Source organism: Paenibacillus sp. MER TA 81-3, from assembly GCF_023713585.1.
Classification (GTDB): domain Bacteria; phylum Bacillota; class Bacilli; order Paenibacillales; family Paenibacillaceae; genus Paenibacillus_B; species Paenibacillus_B profundus.
The window spans coordinates 1-22,957 of sequence record NZ_JAMAWB010000005.1 but is presented as its reverse complement, the minus strand read 5'-3'; the positions used below and the strand labels follow the sequence as shown (position 1 = coordinate 22,957).

Below are 22,957 nucleotides of genomic sequence, written 5' to 3'. Positions count from 1 at the left end.
CGAGCCTGATGAGGAACGCCCATATCCGCTTGAACTTGATGCCTGCGATGCCCACATGACTTACGGCTGAATGCCAGCCAGCACGTCATCCAGCTCGGTCAGCATCGACTTGATATTTTCTTCCGTCATGACGATCGGCGGCTGAAATGCGAGCACGTTGCGGCCCACACCATTCTTCCCGATAATGAAGCCCCGATCCTTCATCGCTTCAAGCACGCGGTCCGTCAATGCCGCGCTCTCACCATCATCTGCACCGCGCAGCTCGGCACCAAGCATCATGCCCTTGCCGCGCACGTCGGCGATCATTCTGTGCTTCGCTTGGAGCTTTTGCAGTCCCGTCTTCAATAAGCCGCCTAGACGCTCTGCTCGTTCCACCAAGCCTTCCTGCTCAATATAGTCCAATACGGCGAGCGCAGTCACTGACGATACCGGATTGCCCCCGAACGTCGATGCAGACGCGCGGTTGAAGCTGGCCGCGATCTCATCGGTCGTGGCGAAGGCACCGATGGGTATTCCGTTGCCGAGCGCTTTCGCTATGGACATGATGTCCGGCACGACGCCGTAATGGCTCATGGCGAACATGCGTCCCGTACGGCCGAACCCGGTCTGAATCTCGTCGGCGATAAGGAGGACGCCATATTGCTCCAGCAATGCCTTCACTTCGCGGAAGTACCAATCCGGAGGCGCGATCATGCCGCCGTTCCCTTGAATTGGCTCTACGATCATGGCCGCAATCGTGTCGCCCTTCTCTGCGAGCACTCGCTTCAACGCCTCAATCGAACGGCGCGCAGCCGTCTCGTTATCGGTAGCCGGGTCATACGGACGCGGAATGAAGGTTACGCCCTGATCGAGGTGATCGTCGGAACGCCACATCGGGATGCCCGTCACACCCATCGTCAAGAAGGTGCGTCCATGCAAGCCTTGCTCCAAGGCGATGAAGTCACGGCGCTTCGTATGCAATCTGGCCAGCAGCATCGCGCCCTCATTCGCTTCTGAGCCGCTGTTGCAGAAGAAGGTCCGCTTCAGATTTCCAGGCAGAATCCCGTTCGCGAGCCGTTCCGCCAAGTCTGCCATCGGTTGGGTCAAATAGATGGTAGTCGTATGCTGTAACGTCTGCAGCTGCTTGATTGTCGCTTCCGTAATGCGGGGATTGCAGTGCCCGCAAGCTACAACCGATACGCCGGCAAAAAAGTCCACGTACTGTTTTCCCGTATCGTCGAACAAATATTGCATGGAACCGCGCACGATTTGCGGCGGATTGCTATAAAAATGATGCGTACACGGGAAGAAATATTGCTTCCGCTTCGCGACGACGCCCTCCGGCCCGATATATCCGTTCTCTTTATCTTTTCCTGTGTCTATCACCTTTCATCCACCCCTTCGTTTATACTCCGGCTGGTTCCAAGGCCAGTGCTTGTCCGAATTGAAGCGATCCGAGCGTATAACCTGCATACACCGGCTTCATCTCACGGTACAGTTCTCCGCAGTGCGACAAGTCTTGAATAGCGGTCCGGTACATCCGAATGATGTCACGCAGCTGTTCGGTCGTGTATGTCTTGCCTTCAATCCGGAAATGGTTCACGCCTGCTTCGTGCAGTTCCTTCAGGAACGGCATATAGCACAGCTCCTTCGCCAGAGCCAAGTGATTGCGGCCGCTCCAATCGCGGTAGACCGGATTTTCCCCTTTATCCGTCAGCAGCACAAGGTACTGATTGTCGACATGCTTGTTGTCTTCCTGCATAATCGGGTCCATCACTTCCGCATTCTCGTACAAATCAAGCTCCAAATACATCACGATCGGCGAGCCATGCACGATAACTTCTACCGGCACCTTCGATTGCTTCAGCAGGTTCGAGAAATCATCCAATGGAAGCTCCAGAGAAGAATGCACCCGCTCCATGCCGAAATGGTTGTGATAAAGCTCTGCCGACATATGATTGAAGACGTTCAAGTTAAAATCGGCAATCATCGGCAGTCCCAAGTCGCGGAATTTGTGCATCGCGCCAATATTGGTCACGAGCAATCCATCCAGGTCGTAATTGCCGTTACGCAGGAAATGATTGTATTGCTCCATATGCATTTCATTCATCATCCGCGGCATGCCGAGAATGATTTGCGAAGCGCCCTTCATCGAAGTCAACGCTTCGAGGTCTTTCCGGGTAAACGGCCGATCTGGCTGGAATACATCACCGGTTACATATACCGTATCGACTCCCTCTTCCACAGCTGCCTTCGCTTGTTCCAAATTGTTGACGTGTACGGACAGCTGAGGACGCACATCCGCTGTCTCAGGCTTGCGGCTTTCCGCAATGGTGTCACGCACCTGCTCCAACCGTTCCAGCTTCACTTCGCGCTCCGCCGTAGGCGTGCTGAATACTTTCCCTGTGCTGTAGAACTTGCCTGTACCCTCATAACGGGTGTTAATATAATCAATTCCCGGCTTGCCGAACGCATAGGCAGTCGAGAAATCACGCTTACGATTCTCGTGCAGCGTCTCGCTGTTCTCCTTGCGGTCATAGCCGATTGGGTCGGCAATATACCGGTCAATTGCGTCGCCATAGCTGTTAGTAATCATAAGCAGAAATTCCTGATCACGCATCCGTCCTTCGAGCTTGAAGGAGGTAATGCCTGACTTAATCAGTTCAGGAATATGCTCATACATGTACATATCTTTCGCCGCCAGCGGATATTCGGTCGGATATACGTTGCCGTCCTTCTTCACGCGGTAGTCCCAGCGGCAAGGCTTCATGCAGCGGCCGCGGTTGGCGCTGTTGCCGTACAGCATCGAGCTGTACAAGCAGTTCGCCCCATGCACCGTACACATATCGCCGTGTACAAAATATTCAAACTCCATGCCCGTCTTCGCATGCAGCAGCTCGGCTGTATGCAAATCCATCTCGCGCGAAGCGACGACCCGCGTGACGCCCATTTGCTTGAGCGCTTCAATCATATCCAGATTGTGAACGTTCATCATGACGGAAGAATGGATGGGCACATTCGTTAATTTCATATCTTGGATGAGTGGGAATACGGCTAAATCTTGTGCAATGATCGCGTCCGGACCAATATCGTTCAAAAACGCCAAATAGCGCTTTGCTTCGTCCAGGTCCTCTTCGTTCATCAGGTTGTTCACGGTCACGTACGCGCGTTTGCCGCGTTCATGCGTCATGTTAATTGCTTCACGTACTTCGTCGTACGATAAGTTATAGCCTTTGCGCATCATTCTCATATTGAGGCTCGGTCCCCCAAAGTATACCGCATCGCAATTCGAGTCAATGACCGCTTTGAAAATGTCAAATGTTCCGGCCGGAGCCAACAGTTCAATTTCTTTTCCGTTAAAATATCTAGCCACAATCGCTCTCCCCCAAGCTTATATTGTGTTTATTTTGCAGCATGCAGCAGCAATTACCTCACAAAAAATTATATCATAATTTTAAGCTAAATTTGTGATTATTTTCACAATTTATGACCAAAAATGTGCTATTCCAAACACTATTGTTGAAAAAAATTCACGTTTTAGGCTTTTACCACCACATTACAAGCAGCAGCATCGCGATAAACAAAGCCATAAATGCATGATCCGCTCCACTCCACGTTAGCTTCCTAAGTGAAGTACGGGGAGCGTTCAAAACATAACCCCGCGCCTCCATCGCTTGCACGAGCTCCTCCGCACGCCGAAAAGCACTCACAATGACTGGCACCATGAGCGTCATGACCATTTTCCCTTTTTGGGTAAAGGATAAATCTTGAGCATCTGCCCCGCGAGACGCCTGCGCCTTCATCACCTTGTCTGCCTCTTCAAAAATGGTAGGAATGAAGCGTAACGAGATGCCGATCATCATCGACCATTGCTGCGGCGACCCGCCTACGTATTTAATAGGCTTGAATACGCGTTCTAATCCAAGATTCAAATCTACCGGAGTCGTCGTGAATGTCAATATTGCTGTAAAAGTAACGAGCAGCGCCATACGCCATACCGCATACGCGCCATAGGTAACCCCACCGGTCGTAATGTTCAGTCCAGCTACATTTACTAGTGAATTTCCGCTCTTATCGAACAGCATGTAGAAAATAAACATAAAGGCCATAATGAACCATAGCGGTCGTGACGCGCGAAAATAGCGGTACAGCGAAATGCGCGAGCTCATCATAATGAGGAGCGCGAATACGGTTAGTGCGGCAAGCTCCGTGAATTGCTCGGCTAATATAACTGCAACCAGATAGATTACCATCGCAATGAGCTTCGCACGCGGATCAAGCCGATGAATCCAAGAATCGGCAGCGACATAGCGGCCGATCATCATTTTGGCTTGCATAGCTGATCCTCCTTCCCGTTCTCGCCGTCATAGTCATTCTGGGTGTCTTTGAGCCGGACTGCAATCCAATCTGCCCATGCCTCGATATCGTACGGCAGTTCTTCCCACGCAGCGCCTGTCCTCTCCATTACGAGAGCGGCAAAGCGCAGCGTGCTCGGAATGACGATGCCCGCCGCTTCCAGCTGTTCCGGCTGACTCATCAATTCAGATCGCGCGCCTTGGAACGTCACCGTCCCTTCCTTCATCAGCACGAACGTATCCGCATAAGCAAACACCTCATCCAGACGATGCGTAACCATGACGATCGTCTTGCCCTCTTCCCTGCATAAGCGGTGAAGCAGCTGAATCAGCTCCGTCCGGCTCACCGGATCCAACGTAGCCGTCGGCTCATCCAATACGACCACTTCCGGGTTGGAAGACAACACGGTGGCAATCGCTACTTTGCGAATTTGTCCGCCGCTCAATTCGAAGGGACTCGCTTGCAGAAGCGCGTCATCCAAGCCCACTTGCCTCAGCGCCTTGCGGGCCGAAGCGGCAGCCTCCTCCTCACTCTGCCCGAATTGGAGCGGACCGAACTTCAGATCGCGTTCCACCGTTTCTTCAAACAATTGATGCTCAGGAAATTGAAATACGAGTCCGACTCGCTGCCGCAGCGATTTTAGGCCCTTCTGTTTCTCCCCGCCGACAAACGTATAATCAAGTATTTGCAGCGAGCCAGAGACGGGCTGCAATATACCGTTAAAATGCTGCAAAAGCGTAGACTTGCCGGAGCCAGTCGAACCGAGCACGGCAATGAATTGCCCCGCTTCCAGCGTCAGATCCAGTCCGTTCAGCGCCAGAGGCGCAGACGGCCCCTGTCTAGGGTAGTGAAACGTTAACCGTTCTGCTCGCACAATGGCCATAGCGATTTCACCAGCTCTCTTTCATCATTCGTATCGGCCACGCCGATGCCGCGCGCTTGCAGCGCTTGAGACAATGCCAACGTAAACGGAGGCTGCAGGCGGCATTCCCGCATCAATTCTTTTTTATGGAACAATTCAGAGGGCCGCATATCGGCCGCAATCTGTCCCTCTTTCAACACAATGGCACGGTCCGAAGCTAGAATTTCCTCCGCATCGTGCGTGACAGAAATAATGGTGTAACGGTTCGACGCATGCATCTGCTGCAATTGCGCCGTCAGCTCCCGCTTGGAACGTTCGTCGAGCATCGAGGTGGCCTCGTCGAAAATAATAATATCGGGCCGCAGCACCATAATTCCTGCAATAGCCACCCGCTGCTTCTGACCACCTGACAGCTCTGCCGGATGGCGTTCCAGCCATTGGTCGACACGGAACTCAGCGGCAACCTCTGCAATCTGCCGCTCCATCTCTTCCCGGGAGACGCAGCGGTTCTCCATGCCGAATGCAATATCGTCCTTCACTGTCGTTGCAAAAAATTGATTATCCGGATTTTGGAACAAAAAACCGACGCGTCGGCGAATCTCACCCACGCTGCTGTCATCAAGGTGGAGCCCATTCACATAAATATGCCCAGCATGCGGCATAAACAAACCGTTCAATAGCTTAATGAGCGTCGATTTGCCCGAACCATTCGGACCAACGATGGATACCCATTGTCCATGCGGTATATGCAGCGATATGCCCTTGAACAATTTCTGCTTGCTCCCGTATTGAAAATGCACGTCCTTCATTACGATGGCATCGCCCGGATTTAAATCGTGCGTGGCCGACGAATCCAGAGACGGATGGGACGCAGATTGCTGCGTATGCGCAGGTGCGGGTACAGCCTGATGCGGCTGCGCTGCTTGAACTGGCTCCTGCTCCACGGAGAGCGTTCTGCGCTTGCCGTCTGCTGCGGATGCGTCGACTTGAGGAGTCCAAGTGTCGAACAACGGCAGCTTCTCCAGCGCGGCAACGATGTATTTTACGGCAATGCCGATGAAAATCCCCGTAACGACGCCGGTAATGAGCAAAGCAGGCAAATAGTAAAATATATTAGCCGTACCGAAGACGATATACGCCGCCGTCAATTGACCTGCATTGTGCGCAGCCCCGCCGACAACGCTGATACCGATTAAGCTCACGCTGTCGCGGCCTATCTTCAGGATGGCATACATGACGATAAAGCTGAACAGCGATCCCAGAAAGCTGAATAAGAAAGCGGAGAATGTGCCGAGCATTAATGTCATGAGGAGCGTCTTCAGAACGACGAGCATTAGCGCATCGCGTCCGTTCAAAAAGTACAAGCATGCCAAAATCATCACGTTGGCAAGCCCCAGCTTCGCTCCGGGAATAGGGAGAATCGTCTGTACCGGGAGCATCGCTTCAACGAATCCGAGCACGACAGCAACAGCGCTGAAGATAGCTATAATGACCGCTTTCTTCAACGCTTCCGATTGGTTCGGCAGGCGTGAGCCCCCCGATTTATTGAACGACGGCATCGATGTCACTCTCCTCACCGCCATCTCCTTCGCTGAACAGCTCTACGAGCACGCGATGGGGCAGACATACGATCGTATCGTTCGGTCGCGATACGAAGCCGAAGGATAGACATACTTTGTCCGGGCAATCAGCATCGAACATTTCAATGCCGTAATCGTGAACTTTCAGGATGTTGAAGCCGTGATCGGTGTCCACTTTAATAATTTGCTCTTCCTGTGTCAATTCCACTTTTTTATAGGGCTCGCCATCTACAGAAATATGGGCGACCACCTTTGAATTGTGCAAATTTTCACTTTCGTTCTGAAACAGCCACTTCGGCACGAGAAACGCCAGCGCCGCGATGACAATTACACCGATGAGGATCAGGTCTCCACGTTTCATGTTTGTTGACTCCTCGGGATTCATTTTAATTTTAAAACTATATGTCATTATACCTCTTCGTGAAGGAAGGTTCAATGTTCGTTACTTGGCGGAACCGTGAACAAAGGATATAAAAAGAGCTTTCTTCGCTCCATGTATGATGTGCTTGATTTGCAACTTTTATGGGAACTGCTATAATAAGATGCTTGCATAAGACCACTTTAAGCTTAAAAATGTTGGAGGAATGGCCTATGACACATCGTTCACGCAGTTTGCTGCGCAGCGCGCTCCTTCTGCTTGCTGCCTTCGCTCTCATTGTTAGCGGATGCGGAAATGGCGGCAAAGACAACAGCGCTTCCGGCTCCAAGACGGAATCCGGTACGGCTGGCAGCAAATCTTCCATTAAACAACAGTCGTACTTCATCTTCGATACCATCGTTACCGTCAAGATATATGATGAGCGTGCCGGAGACAAACAATTCAAAGATATTGAATCCATACTAAATGAAATCGACGCAAGCATGAACCGAACGAAGGACACGAGCGAGCTTGCTAAAATACGCAGCGCTGCCGGCAAAGAGGCGGTTCAAGTATCGCAAGAAACGTTCGACGTAGTGGCGAAGTCGATCGATTATGCCAAACGGACGAAGGGGCGCTTCGACCCGACGGTCGGCCCGATAGTGGATTTATGGAACATTGGACACGAGAATGCCAAAGTACCGGATCCAAACGTATTGAAGGAAAAGCTGCAACTGGTCGGCTATCAAGATGTGACGCTCAATGCGGACAAACGTGAAATCAAGCTGAACCGAGCAGGAATGGAACTGGATATGGGCAGTATCGGTAAAGGATATGCAGCCGACCGCATTGCTGACTACTTGCGCGAATCTGGCTTTCCAAGCGCAATTGTCGACTTGGGGGGCAACATCTACGCCGTGGGCGAGAAGCCTGGGGGCACCGATTGGACCATTGGCGTGCAGGACCCGGACACTACCCGAGGCAATCAAATCGGCAAAATGAAGGTGAAGGACAAAACAATCGTCACTTCTGGCGTATACGAACGTTATTTTGTCGAAAACGGGAAACACTATCATCACATTCTTGATCCCGAGACTGGCTATCCTGTCGAGAATCGTTTGAGCAGTGTAACGATTGTTACGACTAGCTCGACGGACGCGGATGCGCTCTCTACCTCCACCTTTGCCCTCGGCTTGGAGGAAGGAATGAAATTCGTCGAATCCAATCCCGATGTGGAAGCGATTTTTATTACGACGGAGCATGACGTGTACTGCACCTCCGGCATCAAGAAAATTTTCGAATTGACGAACGATAAATATAAGATTGTTAATTAAAGGTTGTCCAAAAAGTCACCTTTTTGAACCTGCACAATCCGTGTTGCATCAACAATCAAAGCGCCCGCTATCGCGGCATCTCCTGCTCCATGCAGGCCCAGCGATAGCGGGCACTTCTGTCTTTTTGCACAATATGAAGATGTTGGAAGGATGTTATCCATGTTCTGGTTACAGCTATTTATTGTCATCATTGCCTTATACGTCGGATCCAGACTCGGTGGAATTGGCCTGGGTGTCATGGGAGGACTTGGTCTCTCTATACTCACCTTCGGCTTCGGGTTGGAACCTACCGCTCCGCCCATTGACGTAATGCTGATGATTGCTGCCGTCATTACAGCAGCCTCTACTATGCAAGCGGCCGGAGGGATGGACGTGCTCGTGCGCCTTGCCGAACGGGCGCTGCGGCGCAATCCGCAGCACATCACGTTCATGGCGCCGCTCGTCACGTACTTGTTCACGATCTGCGCCGGAACCGGACATGTGGCATACTCCGTTATGCCGGTTATTGCCGAGGTATCCCGCCAATCGGGAGTGCGGCCGGAACGGCCAATGTCCATCGCGGTCATCGCCTCCCAGCAAGCCATTACCGCAAGTCCGATCTCGGCAGCGACCGTCGCTCTGCTATCGCTCCTGTCTGATCAAGGATACCATCTATTTGATATATTGCTGGTGAGCATTCCCGCAACGTTCATTGGCTGCCTAGTTGCCGCATTAATTATGACCCGGTACGGCAAGCCTCTCGCTGAGGACGAGGAATTTCGCCGTCGCGTCACAGAAGGAAGCGTGCCGCCAATTGGCGTTCGTGACGGGCAGGATGCTGGCGGACAAGAAGTGTCCAGTGCAAATCCCGGGTTGGGCCGAGGAGCAGTTGCTTCGGTCGTGCTGTTCTTGCTGGGCGTCGTCCTCGTCGTCCTATTCGGTTCCGTTCCGTCCCTGCGTCCTGCTTGGACAGATGCGGAAGGACTCATGCATACGCTGGGCATGCCCCAAGTCGTCGAAATGGTCATGCTCTCTACGTCTGCCGTCATTCTGCTCATCACCCGCATACCAGCCGGCAGTGTAGTGAAAGGCGGTGTGTTTGTCGCTGGCATGCAGGCTGTTATCAGCATATTCGGTATTGCATGGATGGGCGATACGTTCTTTAAAGGGAATATGGACGTGCTGCAAGGATCGATCCATGATGCCGTCACTGCGGCTCCATGGCTGTTCGCCTTCGCCTTGTTCGCCATGTCCATTCTACTGAACAGTCAGGCGGCAACGGTGCGCGGCTTAATGCCGCTCGGCATCGCTTTAGGCTTGCCTGCCCCTGCTCTCATAGCGATGTTTCCGGCGGTGAACGGTTATTTCTTCATCCCGAACTATCCGACAGTCATTGCGGCCATTCATTTCGATCGAACGGGAACGACACGAATCGGGCGCTTTTTATTCAATCATAGCTTTATGCTGCCTGGGCTCGTCGCGACCTCGGTCGCGGTTGTTATAGGCTTCATTCTATCCCAGCTTGTGCTCTAGGCAGCCTACGTCGCCTGGTCCCACACCAAATCCGCAGTAACCGCCGCATGGTCAGAAGGGTACCGGATAGCATGTCGTCAATGACGCGCTGCACGCCCGCATGCTCGCCTTCGGCTGCAATGCAATAGTATGCGGCGCTGCCCGGTTCGGCGCGCACCCAAGCAAGCACAGTGAAGCCAACTCCACCGGGATCGAGATATGCACCCGCCCACGGCTTGCGATCGAAAGCGGCAGCAGTAAGGTTCCAAGCGGATCCGAATGGACTATCAACGGTGTGACCGCTAACACTAGCATCAAACCTCCATAACGGTCCGATACCTGCCCGAGAAGCAGCTTCGCCATGCTTTGCATTGAATTTCGTTCCCTTCTCCCCTATCCCCAAATACTAATTAAGGCCATACCGGCCGCTACGACAGCCGACGTCACGATCCTCGTCCGCCCCTGCTGTTCTTTCAAGACAAATATGCCAAGCAATGTCCCAATGACAATGCTGAATTCACGAATCGGAGCCAGATGAGCGAGCGGCGCCAACGTCATTGCATACAGGAACAATAGGTACGAACCTGGTGATAAAATGGTGCCAAGCACAATGGTGCGCCAATTAACGCGCCATTCCTGACGCAGCTGCTTCGTTCGGACGATGGATGGAGCCAGAAAGAGAAGCGCGCCAAAGTTAGAAATTTGGATAAGACCGAGCGGGCTGAAGAATTCCACGACCGTCTTGTCTGTAAGCGTATAGCCTGCGGTACACAGCCCGACGGAAGTCGTTACGGCCAAGGTGAGCCACCATCGTCTGTCTCGCAGCTCCTTCGAGGAGAACATCCCGCTTAACGCGAACAATCCGCCGACGATGAACCCCCATCCGATCCATCCCACGAGAGACAGGCTCTCGCTGTACATAAATACACTGACGATAGGCACGATAAGGGCTGCTGTCCCCCGCATCATCGGATAGACCTTAGATAGATCGCCAAACTGATACGCTTTGGAGACAAGCCATAAATAAATCCCTTGCAGGAATAGAGAAGATAAGAGCAGCAATCCGGTTGGCCAAGTCCATTCCATCACGTATATATCATGAATAAAGAACGGCATAAACAAAATAGCAGCCAAACCGTGCAGACAAAACAAAAAGGATTCCTTATGAATGCTCCGCTTCGCGAACATATTCCATGTGGCATGCGCGAAGGCAGAGGCAATGACCAACAATAATCCGTATATAAACATGACGAGATTCCTTCTTTCGGTATGTAGAAGTATCACAGATTGCCATTTCCAGTAAAATGAGACTCGGTGAAACATATATCACCGAGTCTCATCCCGTGCAATCATCAAGTTATTAAGTGGCGGATAACACCGCTCCCGTCGCGATGCGGTGGAAGAACGGAGAATGGGAGATGCGATGCTCCCCGACCGGGTCGTTCGAATAGAACGGCAACCGCTCCGCTTCCAGCTCTTCCAAGCGCTCCGTCCGGCCTTCGACATAATCGATGAGGCGATCTTCCGCCGATTGCAGGCGGGCAAGGACGCCGCCATAGCGAATGTCGAGCACTTCCCAACCGAACGGCTTGCTCGTCGCCATCCACAAGCTGCGGTGCGCCTTGCGAGTCGTGTCGACAAGCGCGCGAATGCGCGGCAGCACGTCCTCCGCGATACGGCGCAGCTCCGCTGTGTCGCCGCCTTGATAAGCGCGCGTCACTTGCAGACCGATCGCCGCCTTCGCGGCGAGCGTCTCGGCGAGCTTCGCGTACAGGTCGAACACACGCACGTGGTCTCCGGTCGCCTTCCCGCGCGCATCCGCAAGCCGCTGTGCCAGCTTCGCATAATGCTCCGGCAGCGCGGTCTCCAGTTCACCTTCAATATGCTTATCGAACAAGCCGATAAGCGTATCCTGCCACAGCAAGAACTTGGAGCCGTTCGAGCCGTGCATGTTGTTCTTCGTTACACCCGGCGTCTCGTCCAGATACGTCAGCTGCCAGTAATCGTCGAAATCCTGCCCCGTACACAGCTTGAAGCGTTCCTTCATCTTCGCTTCATCCACTTCGCCTGCCGTATAACCGTGCTCCGCGAACAATTGCAAGCCAAGCAGAATCGTCATGTGGTTCGTTTCTTGGCCGTTATCGCCCCAAGCCGTAGCGAATACTTCCTTAATCCCCTTGGATTTACATGCCATAAGCGCCGGATTCGTGTTTTGCCACGTCTTGCCGTAGTTCGGACTCATGCTGCCCCATACCCAGACGCCGCCCGCAAATACCGGATCAGAACCGAATTTGCGATGCTTCTCAATAAATTCTTCATAAAAGCCTTGGTCGTCGTGGTAGTAATCCCAGTAGACGAATTGTACGCCCTTCGGAATTTTCTCCACCACTTCTGCGGAAAAATCTATGTCCAGATCGTAATAATGTCCGCCATTGTTCATCAACAGATGGAAGTACATATCGCTCCACATCATCGGCTCCAGCCCATGCTTGCGCGTAATGTCCATAACGCGGCTCAAATGCTCGTTCATAATGTCAAACCGTTCGCGGAAGCCATTCTTGAACAGGTAGCGGCCGAGACCAAGTCCGAAGGCTTCGTCCATGCCGATATGAATGCGCTTGGAACGAAGCGGCTTCGTAACAGCCACGATCATGTCTTCGATAAATCGATACGTCTCCTCGGAACCGGCGAGCAGCACGTCCTCCGTATCGCGCAATTCATCCGCGTAATCCCACTTCAGCGCTTGCGCCAGATGGCCCAGCGTCTGTATGCATGGAACGATCTCGATGCCGAACTGTGCAGCATACTGATCGATGTCGTACAATTCTTCGGCGGTATAGCGGCCCCGCATGTAACCAAAGTATGGACGTTCCGGTACTTCATACGTATCTTCGGTATAGAGCATGACGCCATTCAAGCCCATCAGAGCCATGGAACGCATCATTTCTTTCATCATATGCACATTCGGAACAGCGTTACGCGAAGCGTCGATCATCGTTCCGTTATAAGTAAATTGAGGATGTTCCGTTATGCTAAATTCCGCCTGCGCACGCGCCTGCTCTACAAAGAGCCCAAGCGCACGGAAGAAGTGAATCTTGTCTTGATAGCGGATCACACCTTGCCCTTGTGAAAGCTTGACTGTGAGAGGACCGTCCCCACGCTCCACGTGCACAGCAATGCCGTCCTCCGCTAGTTCAATACCTAATAGTCGCTGAAGTTCAACCACCCCTTGTGTCAAATCGTCGATGTTGCCTTGCATGTTCAGTTTCATGCCAGTTCCCTCCAAGTGGTCATCATTTCATATCCTGATAGCCTTTTTCTACATGTTGCACGCGATGCCCGAGCCGGAACGGCTGCGCCTCCTGCGGCACGCCGTGAGCAATACGTCCGTTGCGGAAACGGTTACAACTTAGTATGCCGCCCACAGCTAATCGAGCCGCTATATTATTGTACTATATGTGATCATTTACAGACAGAGAATAGTAATGGCTCACCTTCCTGTTGCTGCAAAGTTCATTCTTTTAACACGAACCACTGCCTATTCTAGCATATTTCCCAGCTCGTTCAACCGGGGCATATACAGACACGCGCCCGTCTGTCAAATAGTAGGGCATTGACTCTTCACCATGAACGCAATGTTCCGTCGTACAGTGCGCGTTCTAACTGACGGTGATTCACTTCACCCGCCCCTTTGCTCCATTCTCCCCTTCCATCAGAAAGTGACACGTCCAGTGACCACTCTAGTTAACTGCCATCATGAGCGGTCGGTTCATGGCAGGACACGCAACGAAATGTGCCTTATCCTCGACGTTATCACTCCTGACTGTATGGGAGAATGAACATAAGGGCCATAGTACCGAAGCCCGATATCATGTTTTCGTTTCAAAGGGAAGGGCATGCTGCCTTTTCTGAATCAATGGGAGAGTGAGGCAAGGGATAGAACAGGCATACCTTCTTCGGTAAGGGTAACGTGACACTCTGAGGCGAGATACCGAAAAAACCAAGCCGTATAAGGGCTTGGTTCATATGTCAGTTTTTTAATCTAAATAGAATTAGCTTATGCTCGCCCCTGCCGTCGATGCCCCCACAGATGTGGAAGTGCCTGACTGCGCTGGCACAGCTTGCGTCTTCACAGCTGTTTCCTTCTCGGGAACGTTCCGCAAGTAGGTCAAATAATAAGCTCCAGCCACGAAGATGACGCCGCCAGCCAAATTGCCAAGCCAGACCGGAACGAAGTTCACGAAATATTCTCCCCAGCTGTAGTGGCCTTCAAATATGGCCGCCGGAATGACGAACATATTAGCCACAACGTGCTGAAATCCGATGGCAACGAATGTCATGGTCGGGAACCATATCCCCATAATTTTGCCGCTAAAGCTCTTGGCCCCGTAAGATAGCCAGACCGCCAGCGCAACAAGCCAGTTGCAGCCAATACCGGATATGAATGCTTGCAGGAAGCTGTCGTGCAGCTTATGCCCCGCCACAGCCACCGTCTTTTCCAAGTAAACCCCTGATGCCGTCAGACCGACGATATGCCCGAAGAAATACGCAACGAACAGCGCTCCTACAAAGTTGCTCAGTGTAATGACGATCAGGTTGCGCATCATTTCGCCCGTAGAAATGCGGCCTTTCATACGTGCCAATGGCACTGCCATCATGTTGCCTGTCAGCAGTTCCCCGCCTCCAAGCAGAACGAGAATGAGCCCCACCGGGAACAATGACGCTCCGATTAAGCTGTTGATGCTGCCCCATTCTTGAGGCGCATCTGCGGTTACACGAATATATAGCAAGTACCCAAGCGCAATGAACGCTCCGGCAAGAAATCCAAGGATAATCATCGCCGAGAGCGGATTTCTCGCTTTCACAACACCGGTCTCCACCGTCGCCTCTGCAATCCGCTGCGGCTTTAAATAGCCAGCCATATGAATCCCCCCTGTACACCAGTACCGATATGCCCGATTCTGTCATGTCAAGAAAATCTGCAGCCGTTCCTCTCTTTTTCGAGCATCATGTGCATGAGAAGTACCGGTTGCAAGTTCATTGTAACGAAGTGTTTCAGACGATGTTGTGCAATTTATCACAAAGATTGCTTCAAAGATGTACCATTTTATTCACAAGTCGCAACGTTGCTCCCCTATACCGAACAGGCCTGCGAGCGTATGACGCCTGCAGGCCTGTTGAACGTACTTTGTTGCCTATATTAGATGAAGGTTCCTTCGCGCTTCTCCATAATACTGCGGGCGATATGAACGCCTGCCGCCCCGGCTTGCGCCAGTCCGCGGGTCGTTCCCGCACCGTCTCCACCACAGTATAGCCCCGCGATTTCCGATTCAAACGACTGGTCCAGCTTCGGCCGGGCAGAATAGAACTTCGCCTCCACCCCATAGAACAGCGTATGTTCCGAAGCGATGCCTGGCGTTACTTTATCCAGCGCCTCCACCATCTCCACTAAACTTTTCATCGTGTTGTATGGCAAGACGAGACCCAAATCACCCGGAACCGCTTCTCTCAAGGTCGGCTCAAGGAAGCCTTCCTTGATGCGGTTGTCCGTGGAACGGCGTCCGCGCATAATGTCGCCGAATTTCTGTACAATGACGCCCCCGTTGGACAGGTCATTCGCCCGCTTGCAGATCTCTCGCGCGTACTCGTTCGGCTTGTCGAACGGCTCCGTGAACTTATGCGAGACGAGCAGCGCGAAGTTCGTATTGGCGGATCCGAGCTTCGGGTCTTTGAAGGAATGGCCATTCGCACACATAATGCCGCTATGATTCTCTACCACGACGTGTCCTGACGGATTACTGCAAAAGGTGCGGACCTGTGTCCCGACAGACGTATTGAATATGAATTTCCCTTCATATAAATGCTCGTTAATTTCACGCATAACAACATCGGATGTCTCCACGCGCACGCCGACATCCACTTGGTTGTTGAACATCTTCAGGCGGCGCTTCTTCAAGATTTCCGTCAGCCACGCCGAACCGTCACGTCCGGGGACGATTACGACCTGAGCAGCCTCATGGGTGTCTCCATTCTTCATCTCAATGCCGGTCACCACATGGCGGCCGTCCTGCTTGACGGTGACGATGTCGGCCACTTCCGCCTTGTACACCATATCAATGCGCGGGCGCAAATATTCGTATATCGATTTCATAATTTCCAAGTTCTGCTCGGTACCCAGATGGCGCACCTGCGCCCGCAGCAGCTTCAGCCCAGCTGCGTAACCTTGCTGCTCAATGCGGCGAACGGTCTCAGTCGTTGGGTCTGTAATTTCTGGTGTCGCACCATGCTCCAAATTGATGCCATCTACATATTTAATCAAGTCCAACACGTGCGAGGGCGGCAAATAATCGGTCATCCATCCCCCGAACTCGGTTGTAACGTTAAATTTACCGTCACTATAAGCTCCGGCACCACCGAACCCGTTCGTGATGGAACACGCCGGAAGGCAGCCCGCAAATTCCTTCTTGCCGGCAGCCGGCGGGCACATTTGAATCTTCTCCTCCAATATTGGGCAGCTGCGGCGGTAAATATCATGTCCTTTATCCACCAGCATCACTTTCAAATGGGGAGCCTTCAACGTCAGTTCATAGCATGTAAAAATTCCGGCCGGTCCTGCGCCAACGACAATTACATCATATTTGCTCATTGGTTCCTCCTCGATATGCGCGTTGTCTTGGTCTGATTCGTCTCTGTTCCAGAGCCCACAATGATGCGGGCAAAAAAATATCCTGTTACGTTCAGGTATGCAAAAGCACACCCATCGTAGTCAGGAATTTACGGCTCCTGGTAGAGACCCCCAGACCTTATCTCCAGGGATATACGAACAGGATAAACAAATAAGAGTCCAATCGCTCCTTGCAGTCGCTTTGCTGGCGACATGGATATTGTATCGAATTCCACCGAACAAGTCAACAGTTTATCAACCTAACGTTCGTGAATTAACCTTATAAACAGGCGGAATTCAGTTTCTAATCTTCGTTTATATGCATAAAACACGAACATTGACTCTTTTCCCTGCTTTTGCAAGCTTCTTTTCCACGACAACAGACTACTCAACTCCATCATCTCGATCTATGATAATAAATGATATTTATCACACAATCCTTGATTATAAAGAAACGGAGTGTTCTCCATGACCTTGAAGCCCGCCTCGGATTCGGACGGTCTTATTTTAGACAAACTGTACGTAACGAAAGGAAATTCAACATTGTTAGAATCACTTAGCTTAACGATACGGCCCGGCCAATGCCTGGCTGTTCAATGTAATCATATAACCGGCTCGCTAATTATAGATGTGTTAATGGACAGATCGAAGCTCTCTGCTGGACGAGCGACATGGGGCGGCCAGCCTCTGTCCGCTGCCTCCGCAACTTCCCGTATCGGCTGGATAAGGCAAACAGACGCCATTCATGAGCGGCTTTCTGCACGAGATGCGCTCACTTTCTATATGAAGCTATACGGCTCGTTCGACAAATCGCAGGTGGACCGACTGCTACAACTGGTCGGACTGCAAGAGAAGCAGCATACTTCGCTCGGCAAATACTCGATATCGGAGCAGCGGCGGTTCCATCTGGCTCGGGCCGCTATTCATCGCCCCGAGCTGATCATCCTTGAAGATCCTGAATTCCAGATGGACTTGGAGAGCAGCTATTTGCTGCGTCAATGGATTCAGGCGATGTGCGGGGAGGGGGTCTCCATCTTCATGACGGTACCGTCGTTAGAAAGCGCGTTAACGATGACGGATGATGTCATTCGCTGGACCCCGTCCGGCTTCAAGCCCGTATTGATCGAGGAGGAACAGAACGACGCAGCCATTATGGAACCGGAGGAACCGAATGCTGTCTACGACATAGATGTATCAGCTCCAGACAGCGAAGAAACGCTTTATGATCCAGCAGTGTCAGCAGCTCAGGCAGAAGAGGCTTCCGCCGCGCGGAATGAGGATCGGGGCAACGCTGAAGAGGTCTCATCGGATTCGGCGCTGGAGGACGATGCCGATACACTCGGACAACGCTGGTATCCACAGCTCTCGTTCGATAAAATTCCAGCACGTGTGGAAGATAAAATCGTGCTCATCGACCCGCTTGAAATGAATTTCATCGAGAGTCAGGATGGCACGTCACAGCTGCACGTTCATTCCGGCATGTATCCTTGCTCGATGACTCTGGCGGAATTGGAAAAGAAACTAAAGCCGTTCGGCTTCTTCCGCTGTCATCGCTCCTACCTGGTCAACCTGCAGCGGGTGCGTGAAGTCATCATTTGGTCCCGCAACAGCTATAGCTTGGTGCTGGATGATGAAAAGAAAAGCACGGTGCCGTTATCAAAGAATAAGTACGAAGAGATGAAAACCATCATGGGAATTAGTTGAACCCACTTGCTCCACTCACCCCGTGAAGTGTTCCATTCACCCTCCAAAATACGCTAGTTGCCGCCTTTATAAGGCGTCTCCTGGGCATTCGGGATATGATGAGGATGTCAAAAGGCAAGCTGCAAACGACGCTTACCGTTCGCAGCTTGCAAGCAGACGACACAGAGTACGACACTCATCATAACCATTTATATAAAGCGAGGTAACGTGACATGGAACCAATCATTGAAGTGCAGGCTTTAACGAAGGCGTTCGGCAACAAACAGGCCTTGAGACAAATCGATTTTACGATACAACGCGGAGAAATATACGGTTTTCTTGGGCCGAGCGGCTCCGGTAAGACGACGACGGTGAAAATTCTGTCTGGTCAACTGCTTCCAACTACCGGAACGGCCCGCGTATTCGGCGTTGACATTGCAAAGATGAACGAAGCCGATCGTCATCGCCACTTATCGCGAATCGGGATTCTAACCGATAACAGCACCTTGTACGACCGGCTGTCGATTCAAGACAATCTGGAGCTATTCTGCAAGCTTTACAATGTGCCATCGAGCCGCGCAAAGGAAGTATTGGAGCAGGTCAATCTCGCTAATGAACGGCAGACAACAGTCAAGACACTCTCCAAGGGCATGAAGCAGCGGGTTACACTGGCAAGAGCTCTGCTGCATAATCCGGACATTTTGTTCCTGGATGAACCGACATCGGCTCTGGACCCTACCAACACAAGACATATTCATGATGCGCTGAAAGCTCTAAACCGTGCTGGGACGACCATCTTCCTCACGACACACGATATGGAAGAAGCCGAATCGCTCTGTCATCAGGTTGCTTTCCTCCATCAAGGTCATATCGCTGCAATGGACACACCGCAAAGGTTGCGCCTAAAATATGCGGATTCGACAATAACGGTAACGACTGCCGAGGGCACCTATTCGGTGCAGCGCGATGACGAAGGCGCACGCCGTATTTACGACTGGATGACGACCGGCAAAATGGTGGCGATTCATTCGAACGAACCGACCTTAAGCGACATTTTCATCAAAGTAACAGGGGGCATATTGAAATGACACTAGCAATGAAACGTGTTTCGGCCATTATTCAAAAGGAGTGGAAGGATTCTTCCAAAAACCCGGTGCTGCTGTTAACTGCCGTAATTCCTGTCATATTCGCTTTCTTGTTCCGCAGCGAACAGAGTGTGGGGGCTTCCGTCCTCACAATGCCTATGAACATGGCCCTGAGCATTACCGGAGCTTTCGTACAGGCGATGATGGTTGCCGAAGAGAAAGAGAAGCATACGCTGCGCGTGCTCATGCTCTCTCCGGCCAAGCCGATAGAAGTGCTGCTCGGCAAGAGCGCCATCTCGGCCATTATGACAGTAAGTGCAGTCATCCTGTCCATCTTGATTGCCAATACACCGAGCATTAACCTGGTGTCTTTTTTACTCCTGCTCATCCCGAATATCGTCATGTATTTGGCGCTCGGCACCTTAATCGGATTGATGTCCCGCACGTCAATGGAAACGTCATTCCTCGGCATGCCGCTCCTGCTCATCTTCCTCATGGGACCGATGTTCGGCGCGTTGCTGAACAGCGAAGCCGTCAACATCGCAATTGGCTACTTGCCTACGGAACAAATGGCGGCAGCTTGCGACATCCTCTGGAATGGCGGCAGCTTGACTGATATTTGGAGCCATATCGGCGTTACTTTCATCTGGGCGGTTGCCTCTGTCCTATTATGCATCATTGTGTATCGTGCAAAACGTTACGACGCGTAACGAGTTCTTTCGACGCGAACATGGCGAGGAAGCGTTATTTCCCGAGAAATACGCCGAATAATGACAAAAAGCCCCGTGTGAGGACACCATTGAAGGATCCTAGCACGGGGTGTTCTTATTTAAAGGTGTTCACATTGAACCTTTTGAACATAGACGAGCGTGGCAATTGGGGTTTGGTTCTTCTTATATAAAGGTGATCTGCGATTGAGTTTAACAACCTCTTTTACAACTTTTTTTAAAATTGTTTATAATTATTTTTATAGTTTCGTGTCCACGTCACGTCCCGGACGCTTTTCGCCGCCGAACAGATCGCTCAAGCTCCATTTCCCTCGTTCAATCACCAAGTCTTCTAGGGCGAAATGCTTGATGGATTTGACGCATGGCAAAGATAACAGCTCCCCAAGCAAGGTCTCGACGTGCCAAGCCCGGGACTTCAATGTCAATTGAAGCAAGACGCATTCCATATCCAATGCGCCGACATCCGTATTCGACTGCAATCCATCTCCAGTTCCATTCCACGAATCAAGAGGCTCGACTGCCATGTCGCATACGGTTAGCCCCTGCTCCTTAAGGAGTTGCAGCACCGTACCAATATGGCTCGGCGCATCATGCACGACGAGGGCAAGATGCCGGGTCTGCGAAGACTTCGTGAAGCGCGCGAACTTTTTCTCAAGCTTATTCAGCATGAACAGACTGAAGAAAGCGGTGAATGCGGTCAAGATGGCGCCGTAATAGAAGCCTGCCCCTACAGCGAGGCCGATGGCGGCTACTACCCATAGTGAGGCTGCCGTCGTCAGCCCTGACACAGTCATCCCGGTCCGCAGAATCGTGCCTGCTCCCAAGAAGCCGATGCCGCTGATGACTTGAGCCGCAAGGCGTGCCGGGTCCATCCGGACGTTCGTCTCATAGATGAATGCCGAGAAGCCATAGCTGGAGAGCATCATAATCAAGGCCGAGCCGAGACAGACGAGTATATGCGTGCGGAAACCGGCCGCATGCTCGCCCAGTTCGCGTTCCAGCCCGATCGCGCCGCCGAGCGCTACCGCAATGATCACGCGAATCGTTAATTCCCAATAATCGATTTGCCATACTTCAGGGTGTATGGCTATCATGTCCGTCATCATATTCATCATCCTTATAAAGTTCACATGGTTTCTAGCTTATGCGGCTGCCCGGGCATTAAGAAGCTTATCCGGCCCCGAAGCACGCTTGATCACGGTGTAACAAAGGATTAACCCTGCCCGCTGCGACCATCTTCGGCCGCAACGATGACCTGAACGCCAAGGTCGCTGATTTGCCGTATCCATTCCGGAGAACAGCCTTCGTCCGTAATGATCCTAGACACCTCTTCCAACGGCGCAATACGGGCAAAGGTCGTCTTGCCGAACTTCGTATGATCGGCCAGCACGATAGCCTCTTCAGCCCGTTCCATCATCCGCTGGGAGAGGCTCGCCTCGTTCAATTCATAATCGGTGGTGCCTTCAACAAGCGACACGCCGCCGACAGAGATGAATGCCTTGTGCACGGTGAACTGCTGCAGCATCTGTTCCGTGAGCGTGCCAGACGCAGTCTGCGAGCGGCCGTCGATCTCCCCTCCGGCGAATATTATCTTGCCGCGGAATAGTTCGAGCGCCAGCAGCATGACGGGAATGGAATGGGTGATCATCGTCACGTCTGGCCGATCCTGCAAATGACGGATGAGCTCGATCGTTGTCGTTCCGTTGTCGACCATAATTGTCTCGCCCTGGCCAATCAGGGACGAAGCATATCGGCCAATAGCCCGCTTCTCTGCGGCAAGCATATGCGTACGTTGAACAAAAGGCGCCTCCCATGCCTCCATGCGAGCCTTGATGGCCCCGCCGTATACCTTCTTGAGCTTGCCCTCTTTCTCGAGCCGATCCAAGTCACGGCGAATCGTTTCGGTGGACACTTGGAGTTGATCCGCCAGCGACTGCACTTGGACGCGTTCGGTTCGGTCCAGCGTCGCAAGGATGTCTACTTTGCGCTCCTCATAGGACAAAGACATCGAGCCAGCTCCTTCTGTGTATTGTTGTGGATTGTTGTTAATTCATGTTGTTTTATGTTAATCATAGAGGGTTTCCGATAGACTGTCAATGATGAAAAAAACGCGAATCTGCCTCTTTATAATCGTATAAGGAACCCTTTAAAACAAGGAAAAATATCGTTGGCGGAACACAGCATAAAAATCGAGTTCTGGTTGTTTTTCGTAACGCCGATTGACGGTATGCGAAACTAATATAACGAAGCAAAAAGCAAAACCCGGCAGAATGAGGACCGCCGGGTTTTGTTCCGTATTAATTTGAAAACAGACGGCTGTGCAGCCCTTCGACGGCTTTCGTCGGCTTGAAGACAATGATGCGATATTCCGCTACGCCATGGGTATAGAAAGGGTCCTGGTCATCCAGACGATCAATCGCCACGTTCACGACACGCGCAAGATGATTATCCGGTATGTCAAAAAGAAGAAAGGGCTATCCCCTCGTCATCTTTGATGACTTTGCCGTTTAGTTTTGCTTGTAATCGTTCGTAATTGTAAAAGTGGATGTAGGCCTGGATGTCTTTTTCGAGCTCCTCAAAGGTATGTAGGTGTGTAAATAATACTTCTCGCATTTTAGGGTTCCCCACCAAAGATTCCATTGGACCGTTATCGATGCATCATCCAACACGGGACATACTCTGAGTCAATTTGTTGTCGTCCAAGAGCTTCTTGAAGTCCAGAGAGGTATATTGGAAACCCCGGTCGCTATGAAGCATGGGCTTGCTTCCTGGTGCTTCTTGCAAGGCCCGTTTCAATGTCTGAAATACAAGAGGATTGTTATTGGAACACCCGAATA

General features: G+C 51.7%; 22 protein-coding genes and 1 riboswitch. Of the genes, 5 read left to right on the top strand and 17 right to left on the bottom strand.

All coding sequences use genetic code 11. The features are described from left to right. Window positions 1–60: 60 nt before the first annotated feature. From M3650_RS08180 to M3650_RS08155, 6 genes are all read right to left on the bottom strand, one after another. Window positions 61–1,365: an aspartate aminotransferase family protein gene (locus tag M3650_RS08180; protein WP_251573710.1), complete on the bottom strand. Its 1,305-nt coding sequence runs from the start codon at window positions 1,363–1,365 to the stop codon at window positions 61–63. A 19-nt stretch (window positions 1,366–1,384) separates the two neighbouring features. After that, a complete protein-coding gene (locus M3650_RS08175; protein ID WP_251573709.1) occupies window positions 1,385–3,352 on the bottom strand; it encodes a peptidase U32 family protein in 1,968 nt (655 codons plus the stop codon). A 172-nt stretch (window positions 3,353–3,524) separates the two neighbouring features. Further along, the gene (locus tag M3650_RS08170; RefSeq protein WP_251573708.1) at window positions 3,525–4,316 is read right to left on the bottom strand and encodes an energy-coupling factor transporter transmembrane component T family protein; all 792 of its coding nucleotides are present in this window, start codon (window positions 4,314–4,316) and stop codon (window positions 3,525–3,527) included. Next, a complete protein-coding gene (locus tag M3650_RS08165) occupies window positions 4,301–5,218 on the bottom strand; it encodes an ATP-binding cassette domain-containing protein (protein ID WP_251573707.1) in 918 nt (305 codons plus the stop codon). Before M3650_RS08165 ends, M3650_RS08170 begins: the two co-directional genes overlap by 16 nt. Next, a complete protein-coding gene (locus tag M3650_RS08160; RefSeq protein WP_251573706.1) occupies window positions 5,191–6,756 on the bottom strand; it encodes an energy-coupling factor transporter ATPase in 1,566 nt (521 codons plus the stop codon). The genes M3650_RS08165 and M3650_RS08160 overlap by 28 nt, the downstream gene beginning before the upstream one ends. Further along, entirely contained in the window at window positions 6,740–7,138 is a 399-nt protein-coding gene (locus M3650_RS08155) for a NusG domain II-containing protein (RefSeq protein ID WP_251573705.1), read from the bottom strand. The genes M3650_RS08160 and M3650_RS08155 overlap by 17 nt, the downstream gene beginning before the upstream one ends. Before the next feature lie 230 nt (window positions 7,139–7,368). On the opposite strand from M3650_RS08155, the gene M3650_RS08150 reads away from it, so the two are divergent. Further along, complete coding sequence (locus M3650_RS08150; protein WP_251573704.1) at window positions 7,369–8,469, top strand: FAD:protein FMN transferase; 1,101 nt, start codon at window positions 7,369–7,371, stop codon at window positions 8,467–8,469. Here the strand turns inward: M3650_RS08150 and M3650_RS08145 are convergent. Then, complete coding sequence (locus tag M3650_RS08145; protein ID WP_251573703.1) at window positions 8,466–8,630, bottom strand: hypothetical protein; 165 nt, start codon at window positions 8,628–8,630, stop codon at window positions 8,466–8,468. The genes M3650_RS08150 and M3650_RS08145 overlap by 4 nt on opposite strands. Here M3650_RS08145 and M3650_RS08140 point away from each other — a divergent pair. After that, window positions 8,629–9,981, top strand: coding sequence for an anaerobic C4-dicarboxylate transporter family protein (locus M3650_RS08140; RefSeq protein ID WP_251573702.1), 1,353 nt, complete (start codon window positions 8,629–8,631; stop codon window positions 9,979–9,981). The two genes, M3650_RS08145 and M3650_RS08140, sit on opposite strands and share 2 nt — an antisense overlap. A gap of 51 nt (window positions 9,982–10,032) precedes the next feature. Here M3650_RS08140 and M3650_RS08135 read toward each other — a convergent pair whose 3' ends face one another. The 5 genes from M3650_RS08135 to M3650_RS08115 form a co-directional block, all read right to left on the bottom strand. Then, a complete protein-coding gene (locus M3650_RS08135) occupies window positions 10,033–10,332 on the bottom strand; it encodes a hypothetical protein (RefSeq protein ID WP_251573701.1) in 300 nt (99 codons plus the stop codon). A gap of 21 nt (window positions 10,333–10,353) precedes the next feature. Continuing rightward, window positions 10,354–11,208 (bottom strand): DMT family transporter, encoded by an 855-nt coding sequence (locus tag M3650_RS08130; protein WP_251573700.1) that lies wholly within the window; start codon window positions 11,206–11,208, stop codon window positions 10,354–10,356. Window positions 11,209–11,320: 112 nt separating this feature from the next. After that, entirely contained in the window at window positions 11,321–13,231 is a 1,911-nt protein-coding gene (locus M3650_RS08125) for a beta-N-acetylhexosaminidase (RefSeq protein ID WP_251573699.1), read from the bottom strand. Between the two features lie 781 nt (window positions 13,232–14,012). After that, window positions 14,013–14,882, bottom strand: coding sequence for a formate/nitrite transporter family protein (locus tag M3650_RS08120; protein WP_251573698.1), 870 nt, complete (start codon window positions 14,880–14,882; stop codon window positions 14,013–14,015). A gap of 278 nt (window positions 14,883–15,160) precedes the next feature. Further along, window positions 15,161–16,606, bottom strand: a complete 1,446-nt coding sequence (locus M3650_RS08115) for an NAD(P)/FAD-dependent oxidoreductase (protein ID WP_251573697.1) — start codon at window positions 16,604–16,606, stop codon at window positions 15,161–15,163. A 97-nt stretch (window positions 16,607–16,703) separates the two neighbouring features. Next, window positions 16,704–16,803: riboswitch (purine riboswitch) on the bottom strand. 289 nt (window positions 16,804–17,092) lie between these two features. Between M3650_RS08115 and M3650_RS08110 the strand changes: the two genes are divergently transcribed. The 3 genes from M3650_RS08110 (at window position 17,093) to M3650_RS08100 (ending at window position 20,102) form a co-directional block, all read left to right on the top strand. Further along, window positions 17,093–18,328 carry a LytTR family transcriptional regulator DNA-binding domain-containing protein gene (locus M3650_RS08110; RefSeq protein ID WP_251573696.1) on the top strand — a complete coding sequence of 412 codons (1,236 nt, stop codon included), beginning with the start codon at window positions 17,093–17,095 and terminating at the stop codon, window positions 18,326–18,328. A gap of 212 nt (window positions 18,329–18,540) precedes the next feature. Continuing rightward, window positions 18,541–19,395 (top strand): ABC transporter ATP-binding protein, encoded by an 855-nt coding sequence (locus M3650_RS08105; RefSeq protein WP_251573695.1) that lies wholly within the window; start codon window positions 18,541–18,543, stop codon window positions 19,393–19,395. Continuing rightward, entirely contained in the window at window positions 19,392–20,102 is a 711-nt protein-coding gene (locus M3650_RS08100; RefSeq protein WP_251573694.1) for an ABC transporter permease, read from the top strand. Before M3650_RS08105 ends, M3650_RS08100 begins: the two co-directional genes overlap by 4 nt. A gap of 257 nt (window positions 20,103–20,359) precedes the next feature. Here M3650_RS08100 and M3650_RS08095 read toward each other — a convergent pair whose 3' ends face one another. From M3650_RS08095 to M3650_RS32545, 5 genes are all read right to left on the bottom strand, one after another. Further along, on the bottom strand, window positions 20,360–21,226 hold the full coding sequence (locus M3650_RS08095; RefSeq protein WP_019420392.1) for an MgtC/SapB family protein: 867 nt from the start codon (window positions 21,224–21,226) through the stop codon (window positions 20,360–20,362). A 107-nt stretch (window positions 21,227–21,333) separates the two neighbouring features. After that, the gene (locus M3650_RS08090) at window positions 21,334–22,128 is read right to left on the bottom strand and encodes a DeoR/GlpR family DNA-binding transcription regulator (protein WP_251573693.1); all 795 of its coding nucleotides are present in this window, start codon (window positions 22,126–22,128) and stop codon (window positions 21,334–21,336) included. Between the two features lie 289 nt (window positions 22,129–22,417). Further along, a complete protein-coding gene (locus M3650_RS31860; protein ID WP_285848372.1) occupies window positions 22,418–22,549 on the bottom strand; it encodes a hypothetical protein in 132 nt (43 codons plus the stop codon). A 28-nt stretch (window positions 22,550–22,577) separates the two neighbouring features. Then, window positions 22,578–22,760 carry an IS3 family transposase gene (locus M3650_RS08085; RefSeq protein ID WP_251573692.1) on the bottom strand — a complete coding sequence of 61 codons (183 nt, stop codon included), beginning with the start codon at window positions 22,758–22,760 and terminating at the stop codon, window positions 22,578–22,580. A gap of 18 nt (window positions 22,761–22,778) precedes the next feature. After that, the coding region (locus M3650_RS32545; protein ID WP_369011103.1) for a DDE-type integrase/transposase/recombinase at window positions 22,779–22,957 on the bottom strand (179 nt) is incomplete at its 5' end.

Excerpts from the sequence above, each read along its gene's own strand:
- M3650_RS08170 (WP_251573708.1), bottom strand. The coding sequence starts at position 4,316 with ATGCAAGCCAAAATGATGATCGGCCGCTATGTCGCTGCCGATTCTTGG.
- M3650_RS08165 (WP_251573707.1), bottom strand. The coding sequence starts at position 5,218 with ATGGCCATTGTGCGAGCAGAACGGTTAACGTTTCACTACCCTAGACAG.
- M3650_RS08160 (WP_251573706.1), bottom strand. The coding sequence starts at position 6,756 with ATGCCGTCGTTCAATAAATCGGGGGGCTCACGCCTGCCGAACCAATCG.
- M3650_RS08155 (WP_251573705.1), bottom strand. The coding sequence starts at position 7,138 with ATGAAACGTGGAGACCTGATCCTCATCGGTGTAATTGTCATCGCGGCG.
- M3650_RS08150 (WP_251573704.1), top strand. The coding sequence starts at position 7,369 with ATGACACATCGTTCACGCAGTTTGCTGCGCAGCGCGCTCCTTCTGCTT.
- M3650_RS08140 (WP_251573702.1), top strand. The coding sequence starts at position 8,629 with ATGTTCTGGTTACAGCTATTTATTGTCATCATTGCCTTATACGTCGGA.
- M3650_RS08145 (WP_251573703.1), bottom strand. The coding sequence starts at position 8,630 with ATGGATAACATCCTTCCAACATCTTCATATTGTGCAAAAAGACAGAAG.
- M3650_RS08135 (WP_251573701.1), bottom strand. The coding sequence starts at position 10,332 with ATGCAAAGCATGGCGAAGCTGCTTCTCGGGCAGGTATCGGACCGTTAT.
- M3650_RS08130 (WP_251573700.1), bottom strand. The coding sequence starts at position 11,208 with ATGTTTATATACGGATTATTGTTGGTCATTGCCTCTGCCTTCGCGCAT.
- M3650_RS08125 (WP_251573699.1), bottom strand. The coding sequence starts at position 13,231 with ATGAAACTGAACATGCAAGGCAACATCGACGATTTGACACAAGGGGTG.
- M3650_RS08120 (WP_251573698.1), bottom strand. The coding sequence starts at position 14,882 with ATGGCTGGCTATTTAAAGCCGCAGCGGATTGCAGAGGCGACGGTGGAG.
- M3650_RS08115 (WP_251573697.1), bottom strand. The coding sequence starts at position 16,606 with ATGAGCAAATATGATGTAATTGTCGTTGGCGCAGGACCGGCCGGAATT.
- M3650_RS08110 (WP_251573696.1), top strand. The coding sequence starts at position 17,093 with ATGACCTTGAAGCCCGCCTCGGATTCGGACGGTCTTATTTTAGACAAA.
- M3650_RS08105 (WP_251573695.1), top strand. The coding sequence starts at position 18,541 with ATGGAACCAATCATTGAAGTGCAGGCTTTAACGAAGGCGTTCGGCAAC.
- M3650_RS08100 (WP_251573694.1), top strand. The coding sequence starts at position 19,392 with ATGACACTAGCAATGAAACGTGTTTCGGCCATTATTCAAAAGGAGTGG.
- M3650_RS08095 (WP_019420392.1), bottom strand. The coding sequence starts at position 21,226 with ATGATGACGGACATGATAGCCATACACCCTGAAGTATGGCAAATCGAT.
- M3650_RS08090 (WP_251573693.1), bottom strand. The coding sequence starts at position 22,128 with ATGTCTTTGTCCTATGAGGAGCGCAAAGTAGACATCCTTGCGACGCTG.
- M3650_RS08085 (WP_251573692.1), bottom strand. The coding sequence starts at position 22,760 with ATGGAATCTTTGGTGGGGAACCCTAAAATGCGAGAAGTATTATTTACA.